The following is an 18,269-nucleotide window of genomic DNA, read 5'->3' as shown; positions in this document are numbered from 1 at the left end:
TGATAAAAGAGGTGATGTCATCATGAATTATAAATATCCAGAACAATGGTTAGAGGGTGTCTCGAAAGGTGAAATGATTGCTGCAGAGATTCGTTTAAGAATTGTTGAGGGCACAATAACGCCAGATACGTTATTGACGGAGAATCAAATTGCTAAAGAATTTAATGTTAGTCGATCGCCAGTTAGGGATGCATTTAAATTATTAAAGCAAGATCAATTGATACATTTAGAAAGAATGGGCGCAGAAGTATTGCCTTTTGATGATACAGAGAAAAAAGAACTTTATGATTTAAGAATAATGTTGGAATCATTTGCGTTTAGTAGAATCAAAGCTTTGAATAATGAACAGATTGTTAAAGAATTACGTAAACAATTAGAAATGATGAAAGTGGCAGTTAAATTCGAAGATGCAGAAGCATTTACTGAACATGATATGAAATTTCATGAAGTAACCATACTCGCTTCAAAGCACCAATACTTAAAAACTTTTTGGAATAACTTAAGACCGGTAATGGAAGCACTGATACTATTGTCAATGCGTACACGCATGAGCGAGAATCCAGAAGATTTTGAGCGCATTCATCGTAATCATGAAGTGTTTATAGAAGCGGTTGCGAAGCAAGATGCTGCAAAACTTAGAGAAGCATTCCATCTCAACTTTGATGATGTTGGTGAGGATGTTGACAGTTTCTGGTTAAATTAATGTTTTAACCCGGTAAAGAAGTAGGAGGAAAAATCATGAAATACATGATAGGTGTCGATATAGGCACAACGAGTACGAAGTCAGTACTATACGATGAAAAAGGTCAATTTATAATGAAACACAATATCGGTTATCCATTGCATACACCGAATGTGGAAATTTCTGAAGAAAACCCAGACGAGCTATTTGATGCAGTGTTAATGACAGTTAAGTATGTAATGAGAGAAGCTAATATCGCTAAAGAGGATCTCAAATTAATCTCCTTTAGTGCACAAATGCACAGTTTAATAGCAATGGATGCAAGTAATCAACGCTTAACTGAAAATTTAACTTGGGCAGATAATCGTGCAAGCCAATACGCTGAACTAATTAAAAATGAACATAATGGTAATGAAATATATCAAAGAACCGGCACACCAATCCATCCTATGTCACCATTGGCAAAAATATTCTGGATGAAGCACGAACAACAAGAAATATACAAACAAACTGCTACATTTGCTGATATTAAGACATACATTTTCTACCAATTATTTGAGCAATTTGTTATAGATCAATCCATGGCATCATCTACAGGAATGCTTAACTTAGAAACATTATCTTGGGATAAAGAAGCGCTCGAATTGTTAGGTATTGAAGAAACACAATTGCCAGAGGTTGTACCAACAACGCACATTTTAAAAGGTATGAAACATCGTTATGCAACATTAATGGGCATAGATGAAAATACACCAATTGTGGTTGGTGCGAGTGACGGGGTACTTTCCAATTTAGGTGTGAATGCATTTAAAAAAGGTGAAGTCGCTGTGACGATAGGAACATCAGGAGCGATAAGAACAGTGATAGATAAACCACGTACAGATTACAAAGGACGTATTTTTTGTTATGTGTTAACTGAAGACCATTATGTTATAGGCGGTCCTGTGAACAATGGTGGTGTTGTATTACGTTGGCTTCGTGATGAATTATTAGCTAGTGAAGTAGAGACTGCAAAACGTTTAGGCGTCGATCCATATGATGTGTTAACTAAAATTGCTAATCGAGTTAAACCAGGTGCAGAAGGGTTGATTTTCCATCCATATCTCGCTGGTGAGCGTGCACCATTATGGAATGCAGATGCTAGAGGATCATTCTTTGGTTTAACACTAACACACAAAAAAGAACATATGATTCGTGCTGCGTTAGAAGGTGTACTTTATAATCTTTACACCGTATACCTTGCGCTAATCGAAGTGATGAATGAAACACCATCGACAATTAAAGCAACAGGCGGTTTTGCAAAAAGTGAAGTGTGGCGCCAAATGATGGCAGATATTTTTGATACGAATTTAATTGTACCTGAAAGTTATGAAAGTTCTTGTTTGGGTGCATGTGTATTAGGAATGAAAGCACTTGGGGAAATTGATGATTTTTCTATTATCGAAGAGATGGTCGGTACTACAAACGAACATAAACCAAACCAAGATAATGTGAAAGTGTATCAACAACTCGTTTCCATATTTATCAACTTAAGTCGTTCATTAGAGGATCGCTACGCAGAAATTGCAACATTTCAACGTGAACATATGACAGAGGACAAACCATAGCAAAACGATATAGATATAACCTTTAAAGAGAAAAGTGACAAGTAAACAAGCGACACTCACGTTACGAAAAACTTGTCACATGCTCTTTAAAATTTTAATTATGAAAGAAAGCGTTACCACGATTGATTAGTTATATGTCTGTTAAGTTCTAATTCAATCTTTAATTTGAAAGGGGAGAACGATGATGTTTGAAACAATTTGGCCATTGATTACGGTGGTAATAGGAATTATCGTATTATTATCACTTATTATTTTCTTGAAATTAAACACATTTATTTCATTAATTATCACATCAATTGTGACAGCAATTTTACTAGGTATGCCTTTAGATAAAATCATTGAAACAGTAGAAAATGGTATGGGAAGTACACTAGGACATATTGCATTAATCTTCGGATTAGGTGCTATATTAGGGAAACTACTCTCTGATGGTGGGGGTGCGACACGTATTGCCGACACGCTCATCGATAAGTTCGGACCTAAACATGTACAATGGGCAATGCTTGTAGCTGCGTTTATTGTAGGTATTGCCTTATTCTTTGAAGTAGGTTTAGTATTATTGATTCCTTTAGTATTTACGATTGCAAAACGTGCAAATGTTTCACAATTGAAATTAGGTTTTCCAATGGTTGTGGCTTTATCTGTAACACACGGATTTTTACCGCCACATCCAGGACCAGTGGTTATAGCTAAAGAATTAGACGCAAACCTAGGTCATGTATTACTTTACGGTATGATTATTGCAGTTCCAGTTACAATTATAGCTGGACCATTGTTTAATAAAATTGCTCAAAAAATTGCACCAACAGCTTATACACGTGAAGGTGATATATCAGCCTTAGGTGCACAAAAAGAATTTTCAGAAGAAGAAATGCCTGGATTCGGAGTCAGTTTATTAACTGCGATTTCCCCTGTTATTTTGATGTTATTATCAACAATTGTACAATTAATTACAGGACATGAAGAAGCTACAAATGGCTTTGAATCATTTATTTACTTTATTGGTACTGCAGCTACGGCAATGCTTATCGCGGTATTGTTTGCAATCTTTACTATGGGTATAAAACAAGGACGCAAAAACTCAGAAATCATGGATTCAGTATCTAATGCAATTTATCCAATTGGGATGATGATCTTAATTATTGGTGGTGGCGGCACTTTCAAAGAAGTGTTAATTGAAGGTGGCGTTGGAGATACGATTGCTACATTATTTGAAGGTACAGAAATGTCGCCGATATTCTTAGCATGGCTTGTTGCTGCAGTACTTCGTATTGCACTAGGTTCATCAACAGTAGCAGCAATATCATCTACAGGTATCGTCTTACCATTGTTACAAGTATCAGATGTTAACGTTGCGCTCGTTGTTCTTGCCATAGGTGCGGGTAGTGTTATTTTATCTCACGTTAATGATGCAGGTTTCTGGATGTTCAAAGAATATTTCGGTTTGACTGTTAAAGAGACTTTCTTAACGTGGTCATTACTTGAAACTGTGATTTCAGTATCTGGTTTAATCTTCATACTTATACTTAATATGTTTGTATAAAATAGAAAGACAATCTGTCGACAAAGTCTAACGACTTTGTTGGCATTTTTTTGTGCGCGCTTTTTGCGGGCACAGCCTGAGCTTGTAGTCTTCGGCTAGTGCTTTATTAACGATTCAGGAGTCGGCCCAAATAATTGCCGTTTTAAACTAACATAATCTCATGATTGAACTCATATAAAAGTAAACACATAAAAAAATATAACTGAAAAAGCGAAAAAAGATTAACTTAATATCTATTAAAATTAAAAAATAAATTTGATGAACAAAGATAATCTCAATAAAGGATCCCTTAATAGTTAAGAGGCATTTTATTTAATTTATTATGAATTTTTAAATTTTTGTTGTGATTTTACGTTACTTAAATATAGTTGTCATTGAGAAGAACAACATTAAATTGCTTTAAAATGATAAAATAGAATCAATATCAAATTTTTAACGGTGTCAAAACGCCTATTTCAACCTTTTAGAGTGATTGAAATATGAGTTATTGATGTTACACAAATATACGAGTATTGAAATTATACACAACTCATTTATAGTAAGTAAAATAGGGGGCTTAATTATGAAAAGAATATTACTGATCGCAAGCGCGTTTATCGGTGTCATTGTAGGAGCCGGATTTGCATCAGGGCAAGAAGTACTCCAATACTTCACGAGCTTTGGCATTATGGGGACATTTGGCGCTATCATTACTACAGCATTATTTGCTTATGTGGGTATGATGCTTGTTTGGTTAGGAAGTAAATCTAAGACAGATTCTCATAAAGAAGTTATACATAATATCACAGGGAAATCTATATTCGGTAAAATTTTAGGATGGATTATTGATTTAGTCATTATCTTTACACTCTTTGGTGTAGGTGTCGTTATGATTGCAGGAGCTGGATCAAACCTTAATCAACAATTTGGATTACCTTCAATTGTAGGTACTATCCTTATGACAATACTTATTTTACTTGCGGGTATGATGAAAGTAGAAGGCGTTGTTAAAGTTATTGGGAATATTACTCCATTTTTAATTATATTCATTATAATAATTTCAGTTTATAGTTTTATGACAACAGATACATCATTTTCACAACTTAATACAATGTCGGATGCGAAACCATCAACATTACCTAACTGGTTTATAGCAGGTGTAAACTATGCATCATTTAATACAGCAGTTGGTGCTTCTATGGCAATTGTTATGGGTGGTTCCGAGAAAAATACAAAAGTTGCAGCATTAGGTGGTTTATTCGGTGGACTCGCATTAGGTGTTATGATTGTACTAAGTCATTTAGCTATCTTTACACAAATCGATATTGTTGGCGAAATGGAGATGCCAATGTTAGGTATCGTAAATCATATTTCACCTATACTCGGCGTCGTTATGGCTTTTGTCATTTTCGGTATGATTTTCAATACTGGTTTAGGTATGTTCTATGCATTTGCAACTCGTTTTACGGTAGTAGATACGAAACGATTTAAACTTTTCTATACAGTTACAGTTATCGTTGGTTTATGCTTGAGTTTCGTAGGTTTTACAGATTTAGTAGCAATTTTCTATCCATTAATTGGTTATTTAGGACTTGTACTAATATTTGTATTATTCTATGCACCATTTAAACTCAAATTTGGTAAGAAAAATTCACATAAATAAGCACGAGAGTATAACGTAAATAGTCGTTTATCCAGTTTGAATTAATATTTTTAATGAATTTTTTTGATAATAAAAAATGAACTAGTTATAGAATTATTTGATAAGTTCAAAGAAATTTAATATAAATTTCACACCTCACTCCTTATTTTTAGATATAATAAAAATATAAGGAATGGGGTGTTTTTTTATGAATGAGGAAACGCTAGAGATTTTACAGATGAATGCACTACAATTATTGGGAATTCGGCTAGAAGGATATGATATGAGTGATATGAATGGGGTGATTAATCATATCAAGACGCCGTTTACAAATACTGCACGCAAGCAGTTCAAAAATGAATTGAAACATTTTATTGTGCAAATGCACAGCAATAAAATTTATCATTATACGAATCGTTTTGGTGTGAACTTTTTAATATTCAAATTTAAAAAGTACAAACAAATTTATATTGTTGGTCCATATATGGAGAAGCGGCCTAATGAACGTCGTTGTAATGAGTTGCTCCAGAGTTTAGATATTAAAATATCTAAACTATCTATATTGAAGCAATATTTGCTGACTATACCTTTATGTCATCAAGTTAAAGCACAAAAAATGTGTCGTTTAGCAGTTCGATTCTTGAAAAAAAGAAATATAAATTATGAAACTGTAAAAATTGATTTTAGTTTTCATTCAAATACAGAAGATTTAGCAGAATCTAAAGCGCAAATGGATTATACGTTAAAAGAAATAGAGTATCGTTATAATTTAGAGAATCAGCTACTTACTGCAGTTGAAAATGGCAATGCTAATGAAGCTTTATCAATTCTAAATGCAATGAATTTATCAGTGGCAGGCTTACGACGTGTAAGGGATGATATTTCAAATGAACAATATAAGGCATATTTGATTAATACGTTATGCCGTAAAGCCGGTGAAAAAGCGGGTGTAAGTTTGATTCATATTGATGAAATATCTGCAAAGTATGCGGCATTGATAGATCAAACAATGGACATAGAAACTTTAGATGAAATTACCCATTCAATTGTTAAATCATATACAGATAGAGCGATGAAGGTAAAAGCGAATGCTTATAGTCCAAAAGTAAGTAAGGTAATTCAATATATTGAAAGAAACTTAGATAGTGCATTGTCATTAGATGAACTCGCCTCATATGTTGGTTTGGCACCAAGTTATTTGTCCAAAATATTTAATAAGGAAGTTCATAAATCTATCTCACAATATATCATTGAATCAAGAGTTAAAAAGGGACGTGATCTTATTGCAAGAACTAAAATGACGGTCGCTGAAGTTGCCAATTATGTAGGTTTCAAAGAACAAAGTTATTTTACACAGTGTTTTAAAAAGCAATACGGAACAACACCATTAAATTATCGAACAAAACATAAAGAGTTTTATTAGGATAATGAAGTATAGAAAATTAGAAAAAAGGCTTTAAATCTTTCATTTTTAGTGAATATATTATTAAAAATATCAATAAAATGATAATTATGATGTAAAATCATTGTTTAACGTACAAGTTTACAACATATATTTAAAAAATGAATTGCAGGCAAACCAAAAAGAACAGCTAAGTTTATATGTCAAAAAGAAGCTGTAGTTACAGAGTTTGTGAATCACCTACACTTACGATGTATTAATTAAGTGAAATTCATTTTATAACAACGTTGTTATTTTAATGTTGACTGTTCTGTATTTAAAAATATAATAAAGTTAAGATTCCTATAAATAAGGGTGAGCGATATGTCACTATCGACTTCAAAAACAGTTTAATTTATGGGGATAAAAATTTTTAACGATATAAGAAAACGCTTACATCATTGTGTGTCTTATTATCGATTGATTGTAACAATCACTAATACATACTAAGAAACGATTAAACACTAAAGTGTAGTCAGGAACGTTTCTATAGTGGAAAGAGGTTATCAGCATGGTTACAGCAAAATTAAAACCGGCAAATAGTAAGTTAAAGAGTTTTAAAGAAATTCAATCACCAAGATTAAAATTCAAAGAAAAACTTGCGTATGGATTTGGAGATTTAGGTAATGGCTTAATGTTTGATATGGGACAAATTTACTTATTGTTATTCTATACAGATATTTTAGGCATACCGTCAGTAGTTGCGGGAGCTGTTTTTCTTGTTGCGAAGTTCTTTGATGCCTTTGTAGATACTGGAGTGGGGACTTTAGTAGATAATCAAAGGAACTTTGCTAAACGTGGTAAATTCAAGCCTTTTATTTTGTACGGTACGATACCGCTCGCCTTACTTACAGTTTTAACCTTTATGTCGCCAGATATTAGCCAAACTGGGAAAATAATATGGGCATTTGGAACATACTTGTTATTTAACGCAGCATATTCATTTGTGAATATTCCATATGGTTCATTATCAGCATCTATGACAATTAATGCAGATGATCGTACGCAATTATCAGTGTTCCGTAACTTAGGTTCACAAGGGGCTATGTTTATTTCGGGAATCGTAGTTATCCCATTAGTTAGTCTATTTCCAAGTCATGAATTGGGTTATCCAGTTGTAGTAGGTATACTTGCAATCTTTGGTGTAACGTTCCATATGTTGTGTTACAAAGGCGTTAAGGAACGTCATACAGTAGAAAAACCAAAAGAAAAAGGTATTGGTCGTAAAGCGTTTTTTAATTTATTGAAAAATAGACCATTTATCATTTTAGCATTATATACATTATTAACGATTACAGCATTATTCTTACAACAATCATCGCAACTATATTACTTCCAATATGTTTTAGGTGAAGCTAACTTAGTCGGCGTGGTGAGTACATTAAACATCATTGTGTTAGTACCGGCATTATTCTTAACTACATTTTTAAGTAAAAGAGTTGGTAAGAAAATGACAGCAGTTATCGGTGTATCTGGATTCGTTGTATTCCAATTTATAAACTTTATGTTTTTCTCAGAACACGTAGTACTATTCTTAATTGTTAATTCAATTGCCTCATTATTCTTAGTTATTCCAAATACAGTGACATGGGCGTTTATTGCGGACGTTGTAGAATATGGCCAATGGCAATCAGGTATTAGATCAGAAGGTATTATTTATGCGAGTTACAGCTTTACTAGAAAAATATCACAAGGGTTAGCTGGTTTCCTACCAGGTTTAGCTTTAACACTCATTGGTTATGTGCCACAAGCAGCCCAATCAGCTGAGACAATGACAGGATTAAAAGTATTATTCTTTATTGTACCTGGATCACTTTGTTTAATTGCAGTGATATTGTTCTTCTTTGCGTATCCATTAACTGACCATAGACATAAACAAATTGTTAAAGAATTAGCACTTAGAGAAGAATTATAATACATTTCTAATATAATTGAACTGTTATGGAAGGAGTTAAATCATGTTATATCCAGCGATAAACGAAAATAGAAGTATCATTGATTTAAATGGTATCTGGGACTTTAAATTAGAAGGTGTAGATGATCAAATTGATGTGACACGACCATTAAATACGGAATTAGTTATGGCAGTGCCAGGATCATATAATGACCAAGGTGTTACTTCAGATATTCGTAATCATGTAGGCAATGTTTGGTATGAAAGAACATTTACAATACCTAACGTGTTGAGAAACGAACGTATTGTATTAAGATTTGGTTCCGCAACACATAAAGCAACTGTATATATAGATGGTAAAGAAGTAACATCACATCAAGGTGGTTTCTTACCATTTGAAGTTGACATCGATTCGAAATTTGGTTCTGGTCAACATCGTTTAACAGTTTGCGTGAATAATATTTTAGATGAAACCACTTTGCCAGTTGGTGAATACAGTGAAACGATTGGTAAAGATGGTAAAATAATTAAGAAAAATTCACCAAACTTTGACTTCTTTAATTACGCAGGATTGCATAGACCTGTAAAAATATATACGACGCCTAAAGTATTTATACAAGATATTGAAATTGTACCAGAAGTATTAACAGATCGAGCTAATATAAAATATAAAGTCACAACGAATGAAGCAGTACCTACAATAGCAGTTAAGTTGCGAGACGAAGAAGATAATATTGTTGCTGAAACATCAGGTGCAGAAGGAATGATAGAAGTAGAGCATCCTCATCTATGGCAACCCTTAAATGCCTACTTATATCATCTAGAAGTGACATTGTTAGATAATGACCAAGTCATTGATATGTATGCGGAACGTTTCGGTATTCGTTCTGTAGAAGTAACAGATGGGCAATTTTTAATTAATGGAGAGCCATTTTACTTTAAAGGCTTTGGTAAACATGAAGATGCTTATTATAGTGGACGTGGTATGAATGAAGTTACAAATGTATTAGATTTCAATTTGATGAAATGGATTGGTGCCAATTCATTTAGAACGTCACATTATCCATATTCAGAAGAAATGATGCGCTTAGCAGATGAACAAGGAATCGTCATCATTGATGAGACGACCGCAGTAGGTGTGCACTTAAACTTTAGTGCTATTTTATCTGGTAGTACAACGCGAGATACATTTAAGGAAATTGGTACAAAAGCAGCACATGAAGCGGTAATTAAAGGTTTGATTGAACGTGATAAGAATCATGCATGTGTAGTAATGTGGTCTGTTGCTAATGAACCGGCGTCTACTGAAGAAGGTGCTAAAGCATACTTTGAGCCTTTAGTGAACTTAGCTAGAGCATGTGATCCACAACAACGACCGGTAACGATTGTGACAATTCTCACGTCACAACCAGATACATGTGAAGTACAAGATTTAGTTGATGTGCTGTGCTTAAATCGATATTACGGTTGGTATACACAGTCTGGCGATTTAGAAGCAGCTAAAGAAGCATTAAAAGCAGAGTTAGATGGTTGGACAGAGAGACAACCAGGTAAGCCAATTATGTTCACAGAATACGGCGCAGATACAATAGCGGGGATGCACGCAATTAATGATGAGTTATTTACGGAAGAATATCAAATACGTTATTATGAAGCCAATCATGAAGTTATAGATCACTATCCGCAGTTTATAGGTGAACAAACATGGAACTTTGCTGACTTTGAAACATCCAGTGGAATTATTAGAGTGCAAGGAAATAAAAAAGGTATCTTCACACGTGAGAGAAGACCGAAAGCAGTCGCACATTATTTCAAAAAACGTTGGGACAACATTCCAGACTTTGGATATAAAAATTAACACATAGGATTCATAATGAAGTTTAAACTTAGAACCCTCTACGATGGACGATGCATCCGTAGGGGGTTCGTTTTGCTAACGACTTTACGTAATAAGTGATTATTATGAACGAATTCCGATATAAAAATCACTTCATTTGATATATATTAACTATTAGTTTAGTTAATATTACACCACCATTGCTTAATTTATGTATTATTTTTGTTTGAAAAGTGGCAGTGATTTGGTCCGACTCCTGATGAGTTAATAAAGTACTAGCCGAAGCATACAAGGCTGAGGCTGTACTCATAGAAAGCGTGCACAAAAAATGCCAACAAAATCGTGAGGCTTTGTCGACAAATATAAAAGGGATTTTCCGTAATTGGAAAATCCCTTTTAGTCGTTGATAAGTATTTATGTTCTTAAAAATATTTCAACAATCTAATATATAAAACTTACTTATTATTATAATTTTGCTTGCCATTTATCTGTCCAAACTAAGTCGTTATGCGTACCTTTGAATTCACTTTCACCCATGATTTTGTCTACTGTTTGTTTGATTGTTTCTGGGTTCGAATGATATGCGTTAATATAAGCTTTGACCATTGTTGCATCGTGTAGATGCGTTGTGAAGTTTAAAGAGACAAATACTGTTGGGACTTCATGTACATACCAAGGAATTTCATTACTCATGGCAGTACCCCATTTAATACGGTAATTATTTTCAGCAGCGTAACCAATAATGTTTGCGAAGACAAGTGCTGCATCCACTTTTTCACGATAGTCTAGCGTTTTGCCTTTAACTCGTGTAGAGCCATCGTTCAATGTCACATGGAAACCGCGTGATTCTAATTCTTGAATAATATCTTCTTCTACATTGTTCGAAGATTTATAGATACCATCTTTTTCACCTTCGATAATATATAACTGAATATTCTTATGCGTTTCAGGTCGAATCGGTAATTGATCTAAAGTGTTTTTAACTAAAGTGATACCTAAGTCAGCAGCTTCAGCACGCATTGCTAAATGTTCATCACAACCAATAATAGCTAAATCTTCTTGTGAGCGGATCAGCGTACCCTCTGCTTGTTGTTTATGCAAATTCATTTGAGCTTTAAGTCCTAAAATGCGACGTACTGCATCATTTAAACGCTCCTCAGTGATAATACCTTTGTTATAACCATTTAACATAAATTGATAATCTTCTTCTAAATCATTGAAGAATAAGAACATATCACAGCCGGCAGCAATAGCTTGTGGCACATAGTCTTCACGACGCATTGCAGCGGTCATACCTAACATATGGCTAGCATCCGTAACAACTAATCCATTGAAGTTTAAGTCTTCTTTTAATAAGCCTGTAATTAATTCGGGTGCGAGTGTAGCAGGTAAGATATCTTTATCTTCAAGCGATGGATTTAATTTTTTAGAATAAGCGGGTTGTGCAATATGACCTGCCATAATCATTTGAACGCCACGATCGATATGATGTTGATAAACTTTGCCGAAACTATCATCCCATTCTTGTGTTGATAATTCATTCACACCAAGTACGAGATGTTGGTCACGTTCCTCAGTACCATCTCCTGGGAAGTGCTTGATACAAGTAATCATATCGCGTTCAGAATTAAAACCATCTATAAAAGCGCTAGAATATTTTATAACTGTTTCTGCATCTGTCCCGTATGCACGTGTGTTCACTATTGTATTTCGCCAATTTTGCAAAATATCTACACATGGATCGAAATTAATATGTACGCCTAAAGCTGAAGATTCACGTGCTGATACGAGGCCAGCATTATAAGCGACTTTTGTGTCTTGTGCTGCTTCACATTGTGCAGCACTTGCGATGTAGGTGCCATCTTTACAAGCCCCGTTACCACCTGAATCACAGTTTGCGGCTACTAAGACTGGAACTTTTGTGTGTTTTTGTAAATCATTGAGTAAATTTTGTACATCTTCTTTATTCCCGCCTTCATAACGTGCACCACCAATGTGGAAACGTTCTAAGACTTCTTTATTTGTTAAGTCAGCATCATGAAACTTCTTCCCGCCTTCTAAAGAAAATAAATTAAAAAAGAGTTGTCCAATTTTTTCTTCGTCTGATAAATTTCCTAGTGTACGTTCTACCCATGAAATTTGTTCGTCATCTAAATTATAAGGTGTTGCTTTTAAATTTACTTTTGCCATAAACTTAGTTCTCTCCTTCGAAATTATTATAAAATATTGTAGTTAAGGATGATTGAATGTCTTGATTGAATCGACCTTCTTTAAATAATTTTAAATATTTATTATCAAAATCTAACCATGATTGATTTTCATGTCCTGCTAAAATAGGATAGAAATAAAGATCATGCGATTGAGCAGCATCCATGTCACCTTTAGCATCACCTAACATGATGATATCTTCGGTATTGTAAAATTGTTTCAATTGTTCTAAACAGTATTCTTTAGTACCAGCTTCTTGAGCAAACATGCCACTTAAATAGGGTGTAAGGTGATATGTTTCCCATTCATAAGCAACTGCGGATAAATTTGCGGAAGATACGATTGCAATATCTGCAAACGTTGAGGCATTTTTCAACGTACGTTGTACATGGTCGAAAGGACCAATACTAGGTAAGTTTTTGATGTGATCATTTACACTGTGTGACCACGACAGTGCTTTTTGTAAACCTAACTTTTCAGGAGAGGCTTGAATTGCTTTTTCTAGAGCCGGATTGGAAAAAGATGCTGTTGTTTGGACCCAATGCTTTATATCTTCATAACCTTCAATGTTTAATCCTTTTGCTACAAGTTCGCTCAACATTTTTTCAAGGCCTTTAAAACGATTGATACCTCTTGTAATTTCGTATAAATTAAAAGCATTCCAACGCTCTAACACGTCTTCTTTGATATCATCAAGTTGCCATTCATCTACAAGCGCAGGGCCAAAAGCACGTTCGTGTTTAATTGTCATTGAATCGATGGCACAACCATCTGAATCAACACAAATTAATTTCTTAAACTTAGGTTGATATTGTGATAAAGTTTCGATCATATTAAATGCTCCTTTCAAAAATATTTTTTATTTATAACTATCTAAACATTACGAATAAATAGTTAAAGCATTGTTAGTCTAAGCGTAGGGAATATTTATAAAGCGCTTACATTACACTATTAAAATTATCACGCTCAAAGCAAAAATACCACATTATTTCACGAAATAATGTGATAAGATTCACAAATTATTCAGTTTGAAGTGAAATTTTAATAAAAAGGTTATTTTTTTAATAAAAAAGCTGTTTGTGAAAGATCGTAATAAGGAACTTATAACTTATGTATGTCTATAAAAATAATGATATAAGGATACTTTCAACGATATGAAAATGGAAGAAGCGCTTCAATTAATTTGAGAAGTCAATTAATAAACGATTTTAATAAATACAAAAAGATTAAAAGTGATGATTATGTGAAAAAAATCACAAAATACTTTAAAATTAAGTCACTATCTATTATGATGAAAGTGTAGAAGATAGATAAAGCTTAGCGAAAGCAAAAATACGGAGTGATTATAATGAGAAAAGTAATTGAGGAAGTAATTTTTTCAAATGAAAGCAGTTATGATATTTACACGCATACCGGTGTAAACCAAGGCATTATCAATGATATTAAAGATGGATACAGAAGTATTGATTATATCGCTTACATTGATGCAGAGAAATTATACAACTATGGACTTGCAAAAAAAGTAGCTAGTTAATGATTTATACACTGTGTGCATCGAGTGATTTTGGAGCTGAGTATATCTCTCGTTATGACTGTGCAATAATGAAAGTTATCACTCAACTTCTAGCATGATTTTCTCCCCATTATCAACTTTCATGATTTACCGTTCGTCCGTTAAAAGCTTAAAAAGCCTACACTTACTGTTCATCCAGTAGTGTAGGCTTTTGTATTGTATATAAAGTGCAAACAAAAACGTTATCTTAGTATGATGGAATCAAATATAGGCTTTAAAATTATGTTTAATTTCATTGTAATCATAAACTAAATTATACAAGCGCATACGAATATGATCCTCGGTAGTGTAAGGTATGCGTAAATGGTCGTTTTGTTCTATAAATTTATGAAATTCACGTTCTAATTGTTTACGCTGTGGTATCTTCATATTAATCCATTCTTCTTTATCAAATAATGATTCAAATCGAAAATCAAAGCTTGTTTTACCGATTGTTTCACGTAACTTAGCTAAGCGTTCTTCAAAATTCATGAGCCATCCTCCTTTAAGCATCGAACATGTTGCTACTTATATTTATTATACACACTTACTTTATAACGAAATAAGTAATCTGACAAGATAACCAAAATTCAATTATTTATTTATCCTTACAACTGCATGATACAATGTGGAAATATAAAGAAGTAATTACATATATTAAAAAGAGAGGAAGTTATAAATGGTTGAATTGAAAAATAAAGTTGCAATTGTTACAGGTGCAAGTAGTGGAATTGGTGCAAGCATTGCGCAAGTACTTTCAAGTCATGGAGTGAAAGTGGTATTGTCAGGACGTAATGAATCACGTTTAAACGATACTGCCCAACGTATTCAAACAGCAGGCAATGCAGACGTTGAGACATTAGTAGTGGATATTACAGACAAAAAAGATGTTGAGCGTTTAGTCCAAACTGCAAAAGACAAATTTGGCCGTATAGATATATTAATAAATAGTGCTGGTCAAATGCTGTCTTCAGCAATCACAGATGGTGATGTAGAAGCGTGGGATGCAATGATTGATGTGAATGTTAAAGGAACACTTTATGGCATAAATGCAGTGTTACCAACGTTTTTAGGTCAATCAAGTGGTCATATTATAAATATAGCTTCTATCTCTGGATTTGAAGTAACGAAAAAAAGTACATTATATAGTGCGTCAAAAGCAGCTGTACATGCGATAACACAAGGCTTAGAAAAAGAATTGGCTAAGACAGGCGTTAGGGCGACAAGTATTTCACCAGGAATGGTTGATACGCCTTTAAGTGGAGAAACGGACTGGGGAGAACGTAAGAAATTAGACCCTGAAGATATTGCAGAAGCAGCTATATATGCATTACAACAACCGAGCCATGTCAATGTAAACGAAGTAACTGTACGACCAGTATAGAATAATATAAGTGCAGATCCCTAACTTCAAGTAGAGCTAGGGGTCTATGATGATACTTGTAGCGATAGACTGAAAGGCGTGATTAAATGAACTTTAGATATTTAAGTGAAGCTGATGTATCACAGTATCGATTACTAAGACTCAATTCACTCCAGACAGACCCTAATGGCTTTGCTTCTACTTATGCTAGTGAGATTGAATTTCCGATTGAGAAATTCAAAGTGAGGTTAGAAAATACAGCTACTCATTTTACTGTAGGGGCTTTTGATGAAGCAACACTGGTTTGTATTGCGACGTTTTATAGCGAGACTTTAGAAAAAATAAAGCATAAAGGTAATTTAGTTTCAGTATATTGTCATCCACAATATAGACGTCAAGGTATAGCTGAGCAACTAATTCAACAAATCATTGATTATGTGGTTGAACAAAATACAGTAAAAACAATCAATTTATGCGTGCTTAGTGAAAATAAACGTGCAATTAATTTATATGAAAAGTTAGGATTTAAGCGTTATGGAACTGAGCCGAAAGCACTATACGATGGAACTGTTTACTATGATGAAGACTTAATGTGTTTAGAACTTTAAGCTGATTTTAAACTTTGTGATTAGTAAGGCAGCAGTGGGAGAAAATGATGGAACAGTATACAAAAACAGAATTACAACAAAGTAGGGAACAAATACGCTCGCTTTTAACAAAATGTCAAAAATCGCTAACGCAATTAGAACAAAAAGGAAATCCAAATAGTCGAACGACATTATTAAAAAATAGAATTCAAGCATTAGAAATTGCTTTAACATTGATAGATGAACAATTATAATTGCATAAATTACCTAATAAACGCCTCGTACATGAATGATTATGTGCAAGGCGTATTTTTAAGGAATCTAATAAACAACCTAATTATAACCATTCAATAATCTCAATTCGATTGCCGAATGGATCATAAATATAAAAACGATCGGCACCTTCAAGTTCGTCCCCATATATAATTTCAATTGCTTTAGATTCAAGTAATTTTCTTACGTCAGTAGCGTTATGAACGAGAAAAGCAGGGTGTGCTTTTTTAGCCGGTGAGAAGTCATTTTCAACACCAACATGTAATTGTTGATGACCGACTTGAAACCACACGCCACCCTTTAAAGCTAAGTTAGCAGGTTTTGTAATTTCTTTGAATCCAAGTGTGTCGGAATAAAATGTGCGAGCTTCTGATTCACGATTGGCTGGGGCAGCAACTTGTACATGATCAATTCCTAAAAAGTAATTTTCCATTTCAGTCATCTCCCTAATATAATTTTAGAATATCAAAAGATAATTAAAAGAACAGTAATTTTATTTAGCTCATTAAATATAGTATATATTTATTTCTTGTAAAAGTATAATTAAATTGCAATTGATAATCAATTTCAATTATAATAAAGGTAGTATATAATGGGAGAGGTTATTAATTTGAAAAAAATACTATGTTTAATGTTATGTTTTATAATGTTTTTAGCGGCATGTGGTAGTGGCAATGAATCTAATAAATCAGATGCAAAAGATGATAAGGGGACGAAATCTTATACTACAGAGGATGGTAGTAAAGTTAAAATACCTAAAGATCCGAAGAGAGTCCTAGTTTTAACAGCAAATTACGGGAACTTAAAAAAATTAGGTGTTAAACCTGTTGGCATTACGAATGTATATCCAGACTCTAAATATTTAGACATGGGGAAAGTTAAGAAAATTGATCCAGAAAATGTAGAAGCTGCTGCTAAATTGAAACCAGATTTGATTATTACATATAAAGAAAATAAAAATAATAAAAAATTATCTAAAATAGCGCCAACAGTACCTATAAAAGTACAAAATATGGACTATAAAGATACTCATATTGAAATTGGTAAGTTAGTAAACAAAGAAAGCAAAGCTAAGAAACAAGCCAATGAACTATCTGAAAAGTTAGCAAAAGATGGTGAAGAAATTAAAAAAGCCATTGGGGAAGATAAAACTTTTTCAATTATGGATATTCAAGCAAAAGATATTTATCAATTTGGACCTAGGTTTGGACGAGGCAGTGAAGCAATTTACGAAGGGTTTAAACTAAAAGAAGATCCTGAAGCTAAAGAAGCGATGCCAAAAGAAAAATTCATGAAAGTACCTAAAGAAAAATTCAATGACTATTCAGGCGATTATTTACTTTTACCAACAAAAGATGGTGGGAAACTGAACAATGAATTTGTTAAGTCGAACATATGGCATAATAACGAAGCTGTACAAAATGACAATGTGATTTATTATTCAATGGATGAAGCCATTTATGCTGATTTGATCTCAGTAGAAAAACAAGCAGAATTTTTCAAAAAAGAACTTTTGAAAAACAAATAAAATATAAAGTGAAAGAGAGCGGAAATATGAAATCAAATTTTGATTTCTGTACCGCTCTCTTTTTTATGATTTAAAATCGAATGGTAGCAATCAACTTGCTACGTTATCAAAATTAAATAGGATTCACGTCGAA

Annotated in this window: 16 protein-coding genes; 12 read left to right on the top strand and 4 right to left on the bottom strand. The window is 33.4% G+C overall.

What is annotated here, in order from left to right:
* Positions 1 to 22: 22 nt before the first annotated feature.
* From AST02_RS07745 to uidA, 7 genes are all read left to right on the top strand, one after another.
* The gene (locus AST02_RS07745) at positions 23 to 703 is read left to right on the top strand and encodes a GntR family transcriptional regulator (RefSeq protein WP_069817213.1); all 681 of its coding nucleotides are present in this window, start codon (positions 23 to 25) and stop codon (positions 701 to 703) included.
* Between the two features lie 35 nt (positions 704 to 738).
* Complete coding sequence (gene gntK, locus AST02_RS07740) at positions 739 to 2,289, top strand: gluconokinase (protein ID WP_069817113.1); 1,551 nt, start codon at positions 739 to 741, stop codon at positions 2,287 to 2,289.
* A 184-nt stretch (positions 2,290 to 2,473) separates the two neighbouring features.
* On the top strand, positions 2,474 to 3,832 hold the full coding sequence (locus tag AST02_RS07735; protein WP_069817111.1) for a gluconate:H+ symporter: 1,359 nt from the start codon (positions 2,474 to 2,476) through the stop codon (positions 3,830 to 3,832).
* Between the two features lie 562 nt (positions 3,833 to 4,394).
* A complete protein-coding gene (locus AST02_RS07730) occupies positions 4,395 to 5,474 on the top strand; it encodes a YkvI family membrane protein (RefSeq protein WP_069817109.1) in 1,080 nt (359 codons plus the stop codon).
* A 187-nt stretch (positions 5,475 to 5,661) separates the two neighbouring features.
* On the top strand, positions 5,662 to 6,876 hold the full coding sequence (locus AST02_RS07725; protein ID WP_069817107.1) for a helix-turn-helix domain-containing protein: 1,215 nt from the start codon (positions 5,662 to 5,664) through the stop codon (positions 6,874 to 6,876).
* A 529-nt stretch (positions 6,877 to 7,405) separates the two neighbouring features.
* The gene (locus AST02_RS07720) at positions 7,406 to 8,809 is read left to right on the top strand and encodes an MFS transporter (RefSeq protein ID WP_069817105.1); all 1,404 of its coding nucleotides are present in this window, start codon (positions 7,406 to 7,408) and stop codon (positions 8,807 to 8,809) included.
* A 43-nt stretch (positions 8,810 to 8,852) separates the two neighbouring features.
* Positions 8,853 to 10,646, top strand: a complete 1,794-nt coding sequence (uidA, locus tag AST02_RS07715) for a beta-glucuronidase (RefSeq protein ID WP_069817102.1) — start codon at positions 8,853 to 8,855, stop codon at positions 10,644 to 10,646.
* A 444-nt stretch (positions 10,647 to 11,090) separates the two neighbouring features.
* On the opposite strand, the gene AST02_RS07710 is transcribed toward uidA, so the two are convergent.
* Together AST02_RS07710 and AST02_RS07705 are read right to left on the bottom strand one after the other, a co-directional pair.
* The gene (locus tag AST02_RS07710) at positions 11,091 to 12,815 is read right to left on the bottom strand and encodes a glycoside hydrolase family 3 protein (RefSeq protein ID WP_069817101.1); all 1,725 of its coding nucleotides are present in this window, start codon (positions 12,813 to 12,815) and stop codon (positions 11,091 to 11,093) included.
* A 4-nt stretch (positions 12,816 to 12,819) separates the two neighbouring features.
* Positions 12,820 to 13,665 (bottom strand): HAD hydrolase-like protein, encoded by an 846-nt coding sequence (locus AST02_RS07705; RefSeq protein ID WP_069817099.1) that lies wholly within the window; start codon positions 13,663 to 13,665, stop codon positions 12,820 to 12,822.
* A 516-nt stretch (positions 13,666 to 14,181) separates the two neighbouring features.
* Here AST02_RS07705 and AST02_RS07700 point away from each other — a divergent pair.
* On the top strand, positions 14,182 to 14,367 hold the full coding sequence (locus tag AST02_RS07700) for a hypothetical protein (protein ID WP_069817088.1): 186 nt from the start codon (positions 14,182 to 14,184) through the stop codon (positions 14,365 to 14,367).
* Between the two features lie 240 nt (positions 14,368 to 14,607).
* Here the strand turns inward: AST02_RS07700 and AST02_RS07695 are convergent, their stop codons facing one another.
* Positions 14,608 to 14,877 (bottom strand): DUF1413 domain-containing protein, encoded by a 270-nt coding sequence (locus tag AST02_RS07695; RefSeq protein ID WP_069817078.1) that lies wholly within the window; start codon positions 14,875 to 14,877, stop codon positions 14,608 to 14,610.
* 187 nt (positions 14,878 to 15,064) lie between these two features.
* Between AST02_RS07695 and AST02_RS07690 the strand changes: the two genes are divergently transcribed.
* The 3 genes from AST02_RS07690 (at position 15,065) to AST02_RS14365 (ending at position 16,589) form a co-directional block, all read left to right on the top strand.
* Entirely contained in the window at positions 15,065 to 15,769 is a 705-nt protein-coding gene (locus AST02_RS07690) for an SDR family oxidoreductase (protein WP_069817076.1), read from the top strand.
* 86 nt (positions 15,770 to 15,855) lie between these two features.
* Positions 15,856 to 16,356, top strand: coding sequence for a GNAT family N-acetyltransferase (locus AST02_RS07685; RefSeq protein ID WP_069817074.1), 501 nt, complete (start codon positions 15,856 to 15,858; stop codon positions 16,354 to 16,356).
* Positions 16,357 to 16,403: 47 nt separating this feature from the next.
* On the top strand, positions 16,404 to 16,589 hold the full coding sequence (locus AST02_RS14365; RefSeq protein ID WP_176721522.1) for a hypothetical protein: 186 nt from the start codon (positions 16,404 to 16,406) through the stop codon (positions 16,587 to 16,589).
* A gap of 83 nt (positions 16,590 to 16,672) precedes the next feature.
* Here AST02_RS14365 and AST02_RS07680 read toward each other — a convergent pair whose 3' ends face one another.
* Complete coding sequence (locus tag AST02_RS07680) at positions 16,673 to 17,041, bottom strand: VOC family protein (protein WP_069817072.1); 369 nt, start codon at positions 17,039 to 17,041, stop codon at positions 16,673 to 16,675.
* A gap of 177 nt (positions 17,042 to 17,218) precedes the next feature.
* Here AST02_RS07680 and AST02_RS07675 point away from each other — a divergent pair, with 177 nt between their 5' ends.
* The gene (locus AST02_RS07675; protein WP_081325306.1) at positions 17,219 to 18,136 is read left to right on the top strand and encodes an ABC transporter substrate-binding protein; all 918 of its coding nucleotides are present in this window, start codon (positions 17,219 to 17,221) and stop codon (positions 18,134 to 18,136) included.
* Positions 18,137 to 18,269 lie beyond the last annotated feature (133 nt).

Origin of the sequence: Staphylococcus equorum, from assembly GCF_001747895.1 — a bacterium.
GTDB lineage: Bacteria > Bacillota > Bacilli > Staphylococcales > Staphylococcaceae > Staphylococcus > Staphylococcus equorum_A.
The sequence above is the reverse complement of the archived record's forward strand: the minus strand, read 5'-3'. Positions and strand labels throughout refer to the sequence as shown.